Annotated in this window: 7 protein-coding genes; 4 read left to right on the top strand and 3 right to left on the bottom strand. The window is 68.6% G+C overall.

Annotated elements, in window-relative coordinates; translation table 11 throughout:
• The first annotated feature begins 122 nt into the window (after positions 1–122).
• The gene (locus QPK27_RS19020) at positions 123–1,121 is read left to right on the top strand and encodes an HDOD domain-containing protein (RefSeq protein WP_290419744.1); all 999 of its coding nucleotides are present in this window, start codon (positions 123–125) and stop codon (positions 1,119–1,121) included.
• Complete coding sequence (locus QPK27_RS19015; protein WP_290419743.1) at positions 1,121–2,086, top strand: 5'-nucleotidase; 966 nt, start codon at positions 1,121–1,123, stop codon at positions 2,084–2,086. The genes QPK27_RS19020 and QPK27_RS19015 overlap by 1 nt, the downstream gene beginning before the upstream one ends.
• Positions 2,087–2,089: 3 nt before the next feature.
• Here the strand turns inward: QPK27_RS19015 and QPK27_RS19010 are convergent, their stop codons facing one another.
• Both QPK27_RS19010 and QPK27_RS19005 read right to left on the bottom strand, forming a co-directional pair.
• On the bottom strand, positions 2,090–3,235 hold the full coding sequence (locus tag QPK27_RS19010; protein ID WP_290419742.1) for a CocE/NonD family hydrolase: 1,146 nt from the start codon (positions 3,233–3,235) through the stop codon (positions 2,090–2,092).
• 170 nt (positions 3,236–3,405) lie between these two features.
• Positions 3,406–4,740 (bottom strand): GDSL-type esterase/lipase family protein, encoded by a 1,335-nt coding sequence (locus QPK27_RS19005; protein ID WP_290419741.1) that lies wholly within the window; start codon positions 4,738–4,740, stop codon positions 3,406–3,408.
• A gap of 203 nt (positions 4,741–4,943) precedes the next feature.
• Here QPK27_RS19005 and QPK27_RS19000 point away from each other — a divergent pair, with 203 nt between their 5' ends.
• Positions 4,944–6,038 carry a mechanosensitive ion channel family protein gene (locus QPK27_RS19000; protein ID WP_290419740.1) on the top strand — a complete coding sequence of 365 codons (1,095 nt, stop codon included), beginning with the start codon at positions 4,944–4,946 and terminating at the stop codon, positions 6,036–6,038.
• A gap of 43 nt (positions 6,039–6,081) precedes the next feature.
• Here QPK27_RS19000 and QPK27_RS18995 read toward each other — a convergent pair whose 3' ends face one another.
• Positions 6,082–9,096, bottom strand: a complete 3,015-nt coding sequence (locus QPK27_RS18995) for a sensor histidine kinase (protein WP_290419739.1) — start codon at positions 9,094–9,096, stop codon at positions 6,082–6,084.
• 212 nt (positions 9,097–9,308) lie between these two features.
• Here QPK27_RS18995 and mfd point away from each other — a divergent pair, with 212 nt between their 5' ends.
• On the top strand, positions 9,309–12,764 hold the full coding sequence (mfd, locus tag QPK27_RS18990) for a transcription-repair coupling factor (protein ID WP_290419738.1): 3,456 nt from the start codon (positions 9,309–9,311) through the stop codon (positions 12,762–12,764).
• The last annotated feature ends 8 nt before the right edge of the window (positions 12,765–12,772 follow it).

Here is a 12,772-nt window from a genome sequence, read left to right as displayed (position 1 = left end):
TCGGCAATGACGGCCCGCTGCGGGCGCCCATGCGGCGCCCGCAGCGGGCCGTTTCGCATGGGCATTGCACGACGGCTCGGGTAGAATTCCGTCATGGCCGACTGCCCTCACCTGCCCATCTCATGAAAAAATGGCTCGCGCGCCTGTTCGGCGGCGCTGGCGGCGCGCGTCCGGCCTCCGGCCAGTCCACGCCCGCGCCGGTAACCGGACTGGAGCCGGCGGCTCCGACCATGACCGAGGCTGCGCCCGACATCGACCTCGCCTTCTTCCTGTGGCTGGCCGGCCCGCACGTCAGCGGCGCCCCCGCCGGCGCCGACCTGATCCTGGACGAGCTGGCGCGCCTGGGCCGCGACCCGCTCGATGCCGCCAGCCTGGTGCCGCGGGTGCCGGCCGTGATCCCGCAACTGCTGCGCAGCCTGCGCGACCAGGACAGTTCGTCGGCCGAGCTGGCGCGCCAGCTGGCGCAGGATGCGGTGCTGGTGGCCGAGGTGATCCGCGAAGTGAACAGCCCGTATTACCGCCCGGCGACGCCGGTGCGCAACCTCGAAGGCGCGCTGCTGCTGCTGGGCCAGAACGGCCTGCGCATGCTGCTGGCGCGGGTCGCCTTTCGTCCCGTCATCAGTATCCAGGCCGGGCCGCTGGCGCGCCAGGCGGCGCCCAATCTGTGGCGTCAGTCCGAGCATTGCGCGCTGGCCGCCGCCCTGCTGGCGCCACGACTCGGCGCCGACCCCTTCGAAGCTTACCTGGCCGGGCTGATGCACAACGTCGGCCTGGTGGTGGCACTGCGCGTGATCGACGGCCTGCTGCCGGCCGGCGCCCTGCCCGACGACGACGCCTTCGGCCTGGGACTGGTGCGGGTGGCGCGCCGGATCTCGGCGCACATTGCCGCCCAGTGGGAACTGCCGCCGCCGATCGGCCATGCGATCGGCCACCTGGGCGATGGTGTGTCACCAGCGGCGCCGTTGCCGGCGACGCTAGCCGCCGCCGACCGCCTGTCCAAGCTGCGCATGCTGGCGGGCGGCGGCCAGCCGGCCTTCGTGCGCGCCGCCGCCCGGCTCGACGCGCACGAGCGCCAGGTCTATGACCAGCTCGACGATCAACCCGCACCGGAGGAGCGCTGATGCCCTTTCCTATCGAACAGAAACTGGTGATCGGCGTCGCTTCGAGCGCGCTGTTCGACCTGTCCGAGTCGCACCAGGTCTACCTTGAGCAAGGACCCGAGGCCTATCGCAGCTACCAGGAACAGCAGCGCGACGTGGTGCTCGAGCGCGGCGTCGCGTTTACCTTCATCCGGCGCTTCCTGAGCATCAACAAGTGCTTCCCGCAGCAGACGCCGGTCGAAGTGGTGCTGTTCTCGCGCAATTCGCCCGAGACCGGCCTGCGCGTGATGCACTCGATCGCCCACTATGGCCTGGATATTTCACGCGCGGCCTTTATGAACGGCAAGTCGCCGTACGCCTACCTGCCGGCCTTCAACGCCTCGCTGTTCCTGAGCGCCAACGAGGAAGACGTCAAGAGCGCGATCGCGGTGAATTATCCGGCCGGCCTGGTGCTGCCTTCGCGCATCGCCGACAGCGAAGACCTGGACGACGTCGAGCTGCGTGTCGCCTTCGACTTCGACGGCGTGCTGGCCGACGACGAATCCGAGACCGTCTTCAAGCGCAACAACGACCTGGACGAGTTCCACGCCCACGAGCGCCTGCACGTGGCGCGTCCGCACCAGCCGGGGCCATTGGCCGACCTGTTCCAGAAGCTGGCCATGATGCAGCAGCTCGAGCGCGAGGCCGAGCGCGACGATCCCGATTACCGCCGCATCGTGCGCATCGCCATCATCACGGCGCGCAGCGCGCCCTCGCACGAGCGCGTGGTCACCACGCTGAAAAGCTGGGGCGTGTCGGCCGACGAGACCTTCTTTTTGGGCGGGATGGAAAAAGCGCGCGTGCTGTCGGTGTTCAAGCCGCACATCTTCTTCGACGACCAGCTGAGCCACCTGCGCGCGGGTCCCGGCGGCGCCATCCCGATGGTGCACGTGCCGTTCGGAATCGCCAACCGGCGCGCGCCGGAGACGCCCGACAGTGCTGCGTAAGGCCTAGCGCCGGGCCGGGAAGAACTGGCTGTACGAACTATGGCGCGGCATGCCGGTCTGCTCCGGCTTCTTCATCAGGTAGGCCAGGCCCTCGGGCTCCCCTTTCAGGACGCCGTTCAGGAAGTTCAGCACGTAGCGTCCGCTGGCCGCATGCGAGCGCGCCACTTCGTCGCGCGTGTACTCGTCGAATTCCAGCGGATCGAGGCGCAGGAAGGCGGTGGCAAAGTGCGGGTGCTCCATCGCGTACATCGTCACCAGGTAGACGTCGGCGTTCTTCAGGCGCTTGAGCGTGCCGCCCGACAGGTCTTGCGGATAGCGCGCGGCGCGCTCGAACGGGGCCGGACGCTGGGCCAGGAACAGCAGCGGCGTGCGCAGCGTTTCCAGCTGCAGGCCGGGCAGCTGCGCAACCAGTTGATGGTGGTAGCGCAGCGAACCATCCAGGCTGACCAGCGCCTTGATGCGCGCGTCCTGCGCCGCCGCCAGCGCATTGGCCAGGCCGCCAAACGAAAACCCCACCACGGCCACGCGTCCGGTATCGGCCTGCGGCAGTGAAGCGGCATAGGCGACCAGGAAGCGGATATCGGCGGCCTGCGCTTCGACGTGGGCCGCGTCCATCTTCTGTCCGCGGCTGGCGACGCCCAGCGCGGGGCTGGCGAGCACGATATAGCCGTGGCTGGCGAGGTATTCCATCATCTCGGCGTTCTCGAACGCGGGGCTGCTGAAGCTGGGCGAATAGACGACCACGGGGAACTTTCCGGCCGCAGGCTGCGCATCGCGTACCGCCCACAGCACGTCGCGCCGCTCGGCCGCGACCTGTGCTGCGCGGTCGGCGCCGACGAACGACTGCAGCCAGTCTTCCACCACCTTGCTGCGTTGCTGCGGCGTGCGGGTGAAATCGTCGTCCCAGCCGCGCAGGGCGAGGTAGTCGTCGTAGCGCATCGGCTTGCCGCCGGCACGCGCCGGGTACCAGACCGCGGTCTGGATCGGACGCGCCGCCGCCTGGCCATAGACGCGGCTGGTGTCGAGCTGTTCGACGCTACGGAAGCCGACCGCGTACTGGCCGGGCTGGTTGTCAATGAGAACGGGCTGCTGGGCGCCGGACGGCGCACTGCATAAGACTACGAGGAAGAACGCAATCAGCCGGATCATGGGTCGCCTTCAAGGAGAGATGGTCGTCGAGTGATGCTGCGGACATGGCAAAGCGAACATTGCCGCTTTGCCATGCCAACGACTCTACCATAAAATTCCCAATGAAAGCACTGTTAATTTCCATCTGGTGGTAGCATTAACTTCCCTAGCCAAGAATTTATCGGCCCCGTCTAGAACGGCGGCAGCGCCATCAACTCGTCGAGCCGGGGCTGCATCGCTTTGGCCCAGATCGCATAGCCCTGCTCATTCGGATGCAGCAGGTCAGGCATGACCGCCTTCGACAGAGAACCGTCCTGCCCCAGGAACGCGGTGTTGATGTTCAGGAAAAACACACGCCGGTTGTCCGCCAACGCCGGCAGCAGCGCATTGACCTGCTCGTTGGTCTTGCGCGCCGCGCCATCCGGCGTCGCGTCGCGCGGGAAGATCCCGAGCAGCAGGATGCGCGTGTGCGGCAGCCGCTGCCGCAGTTCGTCCAGGTTGCGCTTGATGCCGGCCACCGTGATCGCCGGGAAGTCGCCGCGCAGGCCGGTGTTGTTGGTGCCGAACATCAGCACCGCGACCTTGGGCGCGATGCCGTCGACTTCACCGTTCTGCAACCGCCACAGCACGTTCTCGGTACGATCGCCGCCGAAGCCCAGCGCCAGCGCATCGTGGCGCGCGTAGTACTGCTGCCAGACCGGCGCGCCTTCCTTCTCCCAGCCCTGGGTGATCGAGTCGCCGATGAACAGCAGCTGCGGACTTTTTCCCGCCGCGACCATGCGCGCCTTTTCGTCCAGTTTCTGGCGGTGACGCGGCAGCCACCAGTCGATCGCCCAGGATTCGTTGAGCATGTCGGGGATGAGCGCCACCGTGCGCCAGTCCGGGCATGGCGTGTTCGGCTTGCCGTCACGGGCGAACGCGATATTCGCGATGCTGACTTCTCCGCTGCCGGTGCCTTCCAGCGCGAACGGCCGCGCCACCGCCGAGAAATCGTCGCCATCGCGCACGAAGCATCCCATCGACAGGATCACGCGGCGCCAGCCCTGGCCTGCGGCCGCGCGGCCAGGCAGCACGTACGGCACCTGGCGCTCGCAGCCGTCGCCGCAGCCGACCTTGAACACGATGCCGCCCTTGTCCAGCTTGTTCACCTTGAGGTCGAAGTACACGATGCCGTTTGCGGCATACGGCCGCAGGTCGAGCGGCGCGCCCTGCAAGCGCACGCCGCTCTTCCAGATGTCGTGCCAGCGCAGCGTCAACGCATCGCCGCCGCCGGTTTTCGGGGCGCGCGACACGCTGATGTCGCTGTTCGGGAATTTCCCGGCCAGGGCCGCGCCGGCACTGACCGCGGCGCCATCGAGCACGTGCTCGCTGTCGGGCGCCACCGCCACCACCTGCATGCCGTGGCGCGGCTGGACGTCGAACAGCGCCATCCCGTCGGCTTGTGCCTCGCTGTGTTTCACGGTCGTGCAAGCGCTCAGGGCGCCTGCGGCGAGCCATACCATGCCCGCGATTCCACTTCTCATCATGTCTCCTGCCTGTTCTTTTCGTTGGAAACGACATGATGCGCGACTGTTAGCGCTAACGCAACTGTCACGGCCGTGATAATGAGCGCAGCGGCGCGGCGCGGCTTGGCCGGCGGGGTACATGGCAGCCCGCGCAAACGTGCGCGCCGCGATCCCATTGGGCAGCAGACTAGGCGATTGTCTGTTGCTGTCCGATGGAGCCTTGCGTGGAATCCCTGCTGCCGTACAACCACTTCGAAAACTGGATCATGGCCCTCGGCGTCACCGTGGGCAGTACGGCGCTGATGTACTTCGTCCGCTGCTTCGCCATCCGCAAGACGCATCAGCTGGCGCAGCGCGCCTCGACCCGGTTGGCCGAGTTCGTGAGCAAGATGCTGCACACGACCTACATCACCTTCCTGCTGTGCATCGGCGTGTATCTCGGCAGCCTCTTCCTGGTGCTGCCCGCCAACTACAAGATCATCATCTCGCGCATCGCCGTCGCCGCCCTGATCCTGCAACTGGCGGTGTGGGCCGACGCCGGCCTGCGCGCCTGGCGCGCCCAGTTCATGGACACCCATGGCGACGGGGCGCGCAAGGCCTCGAGCCTGATCATGTTCTTCATGCTGCGCCTGCTGACCTGGACGGTGGCGTTCCTGATGCTGCTGGACAACTTCGGCTTCAACATCACCACGCTGGTGGCGAGTCTCGGCATCGGCGGCATCGCCGTCGCCCTCGCCACCCAGAACATCCTGGGCGACCTGTTCGCGTCGCTGTCGATCATGATCGACAAGCCGTTCGAGATCGGCGACTTCATCATCGTCGGCGACGCCCTCGGCGCGGTCGAGTACATCGGCCTGAAGACCACCCGCCTGCGCGGCCTCGGGGGCGAGCAGATCGTGTTCTCCAACGGCGACCTGCTCAAGAGCCGCATCCACAACCACAAGCGCATGCAGTCGCGCCGCGTCGCCTTCAACCTGCGCGTGGCTTACGGCACCCCGGACGCGCAGATGGCGCGCATCCCGCAGATGGTGCGCGACATCGTCGCCGCGCGCGACGACGTCGATTTCGACCGCGCCCACTTTTTCCGCTACGGCGAATGGTCGCTCGACTTCGAGGTGGTGTACCACTTCAAGAGCCCGGACTACAACCCGCACATGGATGCGCAGCAGGCGATCCTGCTCGAGATCTACCGCTGCTTCGAGCGCGAGCGGATCCAGTTCGCGCATCCGCTGTCGGTGATCCGGGTGGCCGAGCCGAGCGACCCGGCCGGCGGCTGGCTGCCGCAGTCGCTGGCGCAGCGCGAGGAAGTGCGGCATTGAGACTTGCCCGGGCGCGGGCGGCCGCCGGCAAGGACGCCGGCGCTCAGGCGCGGTCCAGGTCGCCGTCGGCAGCGGCAGCGGCACGGGACAGCGTCAGCACCACGGTCGTGCCGGCGCCGACCGTCGAGTCGATGCGCAACAGGCCCCCGGCTTCGGCCGCCCGCTCGCGCATGCCGGCGATCCCCCAGTGGCCGGCACGGCCCATTTGCAGGATGCCCGCCTCGATTCCCCGGCCATCGTCGGCGACCGACAGTTCCAGCCCCTGCGCGTCATAGCGCAGCCGGACGTCGATGTGGCGCGCCCCGGCGTGCCGGCACGCGTTGCGGACGGCTTCCATCGCAATGCCAATACACGCGCGAACCGCGTCCGGCGACAAGGCCACGGGAGCGCCGCTGTGCGTGAAGCTGCAGCGCGGCGCGCCGTGTTCGGCGCAGGCCTGGTCCAGCGCGGCGGCCAGCTGCGTCGGCAATGCATGCGCCGCGGGCACGCTGCGGCGCAATCCCTGCACATGGTCGCGCGCCTCGGCCAGCACGGTGTCGGCCCGTTCCAGGGTTGCGCTCAACGACGCGCGCAGCGGGTCGGACGCCGGCAGGCGCTCGGTGGTCGCGGAAACGCTCAGCACCAGTCCCTGCACGCTTTGCAGCAGCGTGTCGTGCAACTCGCGCGCGATGCGCTCGCGCTCGGCATGCCGGGTACGCTCCACCGCGAGCAGGCGGCGCGCCTGCAGGCGCAGGCGGTAGCGGACCAGTCCCCACAGCCCCAGCAGCGCCAGGCCCGCGCAGGCGAGCTTGAACCACACCGTCTGCACCACGGTCGCCGCAACGTGCACCGGCAACGGCGCGCTGGCCGGACCTGGCGCGCCGGCGCCGTTCAGCGCCTGCACCACGAACCGGAAGTCGCCTGGCGGCAGTCCGGTATAGGCCACGTCCACCGCATGGCCGGCGTGCTGCCACGCGCGGTCGTATCCCTCCAGCCGGTAGCGGTAGCGGATGCGCGGCGCCATGCCGGTGGAGGGCGAAGCGAAGCGGAACGCGACCCGGCCCGGGTTGGGCGGCAGCGCGATCGCGGCGGACGCGTCGTAATCGCGCCCGTCGGCCGTCACGGCCAGCAGCGTCGGCGCCCCCGGCACCGGTTCGGGCCGGACGGTGGCCGGATCGAGCCGGAACACGCGGCGCTTGGTCGAGACCCAGATGCTGCCATCGGTGGCGCGCACGATCGCATCGTTGTACAGCGGACGGGCGCGCCCCACGACGCCTTCGGTGTCGTCGAACACCCGGGCCGGCAGCGGGCCGCCCGCTTTCAGCGCAGCCGCCGGCAGCAGCACCAGCCCGGCGCCGCCGTTGAGCCAGATCCCTTCCGGCGCGCCGACGGCGCCGGCCAGGCTGGCCAGGGCCCTGGCCGGGAAGGCGTGCAGCGCGACGAAGCGCGCCCCCGACAGGCGCGCCAGTCCGTCGCTGCCGCCGGCCCAGATCGCGCCGCCGTGCTCGAGCAGCACGCTGACCTTGCCGGCCGTCAGCCCCTGCGCGGCGCCGTACAGGGTGACCTTGTCGCCCTCGACCAGGGCGACCTGGTTGTCTTCGTAGCCGATCCAGACCCGGCCGCGGCTGTCCTGCAGCACGGCGATCGGTGTCTTGCGCCCGCCCTCGGGCAGCGCGGGATGGCGCTGCCAGGCGCCGTCGGCGTGGCGCAGCACGCCGCGGCCGCTGGCCACCAGCCAGAGCGCGCTGTCACGCGCGGCGACGATGGCGCGGATATTGTCGGCCGGCGCGACGTCGGGCGGATACGGGATGTCGGCCAGCAGCCGCGCGCCGTCCGCCGTCACCCGGCGCAGCGCCCGCGCCGTCGCCAGCCAGATGGCGCCATCGGGCGCCGTGGCCATCGCCATCGCGCCGGACGCCGCAGGCAGGCTGCGCATGGCGCCGCCGGCGCTGGCTTGCCACGCCTGGTTGCCGTCGCTGATGAAGACACTGCCGTCGGCCCCGGCCAGCAGGCGCGCGCGGTACAGCGTCGGCAGCCGCAGTTCGACCGCATTGGCCGCGCGAAAACGGTTCAGGCCGCCATTCGTCACGACCCAGACATTGCCCTGGGCATCTTCCATCATGTGATACACGATGGAACCGGACAATCCTTGCGCCGCGCCGAATTGCTCGACGCCCGGCGCGTACCCGCCGCCGGGGGCATCGTCCGCGCCGAGCGGGTCCGCATGCCGCAACAGCGTGCCGACGTCGTCGAACCACAGCGCGCCGCGGCTGTCGGCCAGCAGGCTGCCGGTGACGGCGGCGCGCTGGCGAAACACCCAGCGATCGGCGCGCCCGTACTGCGCCAGGCTGTCCAGCGCCCGGATGCCACGCTGTTCCAGGTACCAGACCGGGCCGCTCCCGTACTGGGCCGGCCGCTGGCGTGTGGGCGGACCGGGCAGCGGCGGCGCGAAACGCGCAGCGCCGGGCGCGCGCAGGAACAGGCCCTGTTCGGTAAACACGGCCAGCGTGCCGTCGGCATGCACGAACACCGCATCGACCTTGCGCGCGCTGAAACCCTGTTCCGGCCCCATGCGCTGCCAGCGGCTGCCGTCGAACAGCGCCAGGCCGCCGATGCCGCCCGCCCACAGCCACGGACCGTCCTGCGCGAACGCCCAGATGACGCCGGGCGGCAGCCCGTCCGCCGCGCTCCAGTTACGCAGCGTCCCCGCCTGCAAATGGCTGACCCCGCCGAACATCCAGCCGATCCACAGGCCCGCGGCGCCGTCCGCCTGCAGCGAGTAAACCGTCTGGTCGGGAAAACGCGCGCCGGCGGGCGCCTTCGCGGCCGTGAAGCGCAGGCCGTCGAAGCGCCACAACCCTTCCGAGGTGCCGAACCACATCCAGCCATCGGTGGTCTGGGCCATGGCGGTGATGTTGTCGGGCACGCCGTCGCGCGCGGTCCAGCTCACGTGCTCGAGCTGGTCCAGGGTGCGCGCCGGCGCGGCCAGGGGCCAGGACGGCAGCAGACAGCACAGCGCGACCATGCAGGCCGGCAGCGGATGGAAGACGTGCCGTGCCCGGCTGCGGTAGAAGCGCATTACGCAAAAATCAGAAGAGAAATTGAACTGGAGTATAGCGATGGCCCCGTGAGGCGGCAATTGGCGGATCGGCCCGGATGGCGAACCGCTGCTCCGGCGTTCCTGCCGGCATGCACGGCGGCGGCGCCACGCGGCGCCTTGCGCCGCGCCCGATATTGCGCGTTCGTCTATAATTGGCAGCCACTTTGACGCGAACGTAACAGCCACGCTGCATGCCTTTCGATCTCAAGAAACACCTCCCCAAACCAGGCCACCGCTTCGCCCTGCCGTCGCTGCACGGCTCGTCCGATGCTTACGCACTCGCCATGGGTGCGCTGGCCTTGAAAGCCAACCGCCAGATGCTGACCGTGGTCGTCGCCAACGCCAGCGACGGCCAGCGCCTGCTGGACGAAATCCCCTGGTTCGCGGACGGCAAGCTGTCGTGCCACCTGCTGCCGGACTGGGAGACGCTTCCCTACGACGCGTTTTCGCCGCACCAGGACCTGGTGTCGGAACGCCTGGCCACCCTGCACGAGATCCAGAACGGCCAGTGCGACGTGCTGGTGGTGCCGGCCACCACCGCCCTGGTTCGCCTGGCGCCGCCGTCCTTCCTCGCCGCCTACACCTTCTTCTTCCGCCAGGGCGAACGGCTCGACGAAGCGCGGCTCAAGGCGCAGCTGACGCTGGCCGGCTACAGCCACGTGTCGCAGGTGATGTCGCCCGGCGAATACTCGGTGCGCGGCGGCCTGATCGACCTGTTCCCGATGGGTTCCGTGCTGCCCTACCGGCTCGACCTGTTCGGCGACGAGATCGAAACCATCCGCACCTTCGACGCCGACACCCAGCGCTCGCTGTACCCGGTAAAGGAAGTGCGCCTGCTGCCGGGCCGCGAATTCCCGATGGACGACGCCGCCCGCACCGCCTTCCGCGGCCGCTGGCGCGAACGCTTCGAGGGCGACCCGTCGCGCTCGCCGATCTACCGCGACATCGGCAACGGCATCGCCTCGGCCGGCATCGAGTACTATCTGCCGCTGTTCTTCGAAGAGACGGCCAACCTGTTCAACTACCTGCCGGAGGAGTCGCCGGTGGCCCTGGTGGGCGACATCGACGCTGCAATCCAGCGCTTCTGGCTGGATACTGAGTCGCGCTACAAATTCCTCAGGAGCGACCGCGAGCGCCCGATCCTGGAGCCGCACGAGCTGTTCCTGGGCGCCGAGCAGTTCTTCACCTGCATCAAGCCGCACGGTCGCTGGGCGATCGCGCGCGACGCGGCCGCGCCGGCGTCGGAGCTGTCCGCGCCGCTGCCCGACGTGTCGGTCAACCGCCGCCTGGAAGATCCGCTGACCAGCCTGCGCGGCTATCTGGCCGATGGTCACAACCGCGACACGCGCGTGATGATCTGCGCCGATTCGGCCGGCCGCCGCGAGACGCTGCAGCAGTACTTCGCCGAGTACAAGCTGGACCTGGCACCGGTCGAAGGCTTCGAGGGCTTCCGTCAAAGCGATGCCAAGCTGGCGCTGGGCGTGGCCCCGCTGCAGGCCGGCTTCGAGCTGAACGACGAAGCGTCGGGCCGCCTGGTGTTCATCACCGAGACCGAGCTGTATGCGGGCTCGGGCCGGCGCGCCGGCAAGAAGAAGCAGGAAGCCACGAGCCAGGTCGAATCGATGGTGCGCGACCTGTCCGAGCTGAAAATCGGCGACCCGGTGGTGCACATCAACCACGGCATCGGGCGCTACATGGGCCTGATGAGCATGGATCTCGGCGAAGGCGAGACCGAGTTCCTGCACCTGGAGTACGCCAAGGATTCGAAGTTGTACGTGCCGGTCTCGCAGCTGCACGTGATCTCGCGCTACTCCGGCACCTCGCCGGAAGACGCGCCGCTGCATTCGCTCGGCTCGGGCCAGTGGGAAAAGGCCAAGCGCAAGGCCGCCGAGCAGGTGCGCGACACCGCCGCCGAGCTGCTCAACCTGTACGCGCGGCGCGCCGCGCGCCAGGGCCACGCCTTCGAATACTCGAGCATCGACTACGAGAACTTCGCCCAGAGCTTCGGCTTCGACGAGACGCCGGACCAGGCCGAGGCCATCCACAACGTCGTGAAGGACATGACCTCGGGCCGGCCGATGGACCGCCTGGTGTGCGGCGACGTCGGCTTCGGCAAGACCGAGGTCGCGCTGCGCGCCGCTTTCATTGCCGTCATGGGCGGCAAGCAGGTGGCGATCCTGGCGCCGACCACGCTGCTGGCCGAGCAGCATGCGCAGACCTTCGCCGACCGCTTCGCCGACTGGCCGGTGAAAATCGCCGAGCTGTCGCGCTTCAGGACAGGAAAAGAAATCAACAATGCGATCAAGGGCATGGCCGACGGCACCCTCGACATCGTGATCGGCACCCATAAACTGCTGTCGCCCGACGTCAAGTTCACCCGCCTGGGGCTGGTGATCATCGACGAGGAGCACCGCTTCGGCGTGCGCCAGAAAGAAGCGCTGAAGGCCCTGCGCGCCGAGGTCGACGTCTTGACGCTGACCGCGACCCCGATCCCGCGCACGCTCGGCATGGCGCTTGAAGGCCTGCGCGACTTTTCCATCATCGCCACCGCGCCGCAGAAGCGCCTGGCGATCAAGACGTTCGTGCGCAGCGAAGACGGCTCGGTGATCCGCGAAGCCTGCCTGCGCGAACTGAAACGCGGCGGCCAGATCTACTTCCTGCACAACGAAGTCGACACGATTGAAAACCGGCGCGTGATGCTGCAGGAGCTGCTGCCCGAGGCGCGCATCGGCGTCGCGCACGGCCAGATGCACGAGCGCGACCTCGAGAAGGTGATGCGCGACTTCGTGCAGCAGCGCTTCAACATCCTGCTGTGCACCACCATCATCGAGACCGGCATCGACGTGCCGACCGCGAACACCATCATCATGCACCGCGCCGACAAGTTCGGCCTGGCCCAGCTGCACCAGCTGCGCGGGCGCGTAGGCCGTTCGCACCACCAGGCCTATGCCTACCTCCTGGTGAGCGACGTGCAGAACCTGACCAAGCAGGCGCAGCGCCGCCTGGACGCGATCCAGGCGATGGAAGAACTGGGCAGCGGCTTCTATCTCGCCATGCACGACCTCGAGATCCGCGGGGCCGGCGAAGTGCTGGGCGAGAACCAGTCGGGCGAGATGCTGGAGGTCGGCTTCCAGCTGTACTCGGACATGCTCAACGAAGCGGTGCGTTCGCTGAAAGCCGGCAAGGAGCCGGACCTGGCGGCGCCGCTGTCCTCGACCACCGAGATCAACCTGCACGTGCCGGCGCTGCTCCCGGCCGACTATTGCGGCGACGTGCACGAGCGGCTGTCGATCTATAAACGCCTGGCCAACTGCGAAAGCCAGGACCGCATCGACGGCATGCAGGAAGAGCTGATCGACCGCTTCGGCAAGCTGCCGGACGCGGTGAAGGCGCTGATCGAGACCCACCGCCTGCGCATCGCCGCCAGGTCGGTCGGCATCGTCAAGATCGACGCCCACGGCGAAGCGGCCAGCCTGCAGTTCATGGAACAGCCGCCGATCGACCCGATCAAGATCATCACGCTGATCCAGAAGAACCGCCACGTCAAGCTGGCCGGCCAGGACAAGCTGCGCATCACCGCCAGCATGCCCGACCTGGCGGCGCGCGTGAACCAGGTCAAGCAGACCATCAAACAGCTACTTGCTTAACTTTTTTT

This window comes from Massilia sp. YIM B02443 (genome assembly GCF_030411955.1).
In the GTDB taxonomy this organism is placed as follows: domain Bacteria; phylum Pseudomonadota; class Gammaproteobacteria; order Burkholderiales; family Burkholderiaceae_D; genus Telluria.
The sequence above is the reverse complement of the archived record's forward strand: the minus strand, read 5'-3'. Positions and strand labels throughout refer to the sequence as shown.

What these genes read in the sequence shown, in the direction of transcription:
- QPK27_RS18995 (WP_290419739.1), bottom strand. Translation starts at nt 9,096, where the DNA reads ATGCGCTTCTACCGCAGCCGGGCACGGCACGTCTTCCATCCGCTGCCG.
- QPK27_RS19005 (WP_290419741.1), bottom strand. Translation starts at nt 4,740, where the DNA reads ATGATGAGAAGTGGAATCGCGGGCATGGTATGGCTCGCCGCAGGCGCC.
- QPK27_RS19020 (WP_290419744.1), top strand. Translation starts at nt 123, where the DNA reads ATGAAAAAATGGCTCGCGCGCCTGTTCGGCGGCGCTGGCGGCGCGCGT.
- mfd (WP_290419738.1), top strand. Translation starts at nt 9,309, where the DNA reads ATGCCTTTCGATCTCAAGAAACACCTCCCCAAACCAGGCCACCGCTTC.
- QPK27_RS19015 (WP_290419743.1), top strand. Translation starts at nt 1,121, where the DNA reads ATGCCCTTTCCTATCGAACAGAAACTGGTGATCGGCGTCGCTTCGAGC.
- QPK27_RS19010 (WP_290419742.1), bottom strand. Translation starts at nt 3,235, where the DNA reads ATGATCCGGCTGATTGCGTTCTTCCTCGTAGTCTTATGCAGTGCGCCG.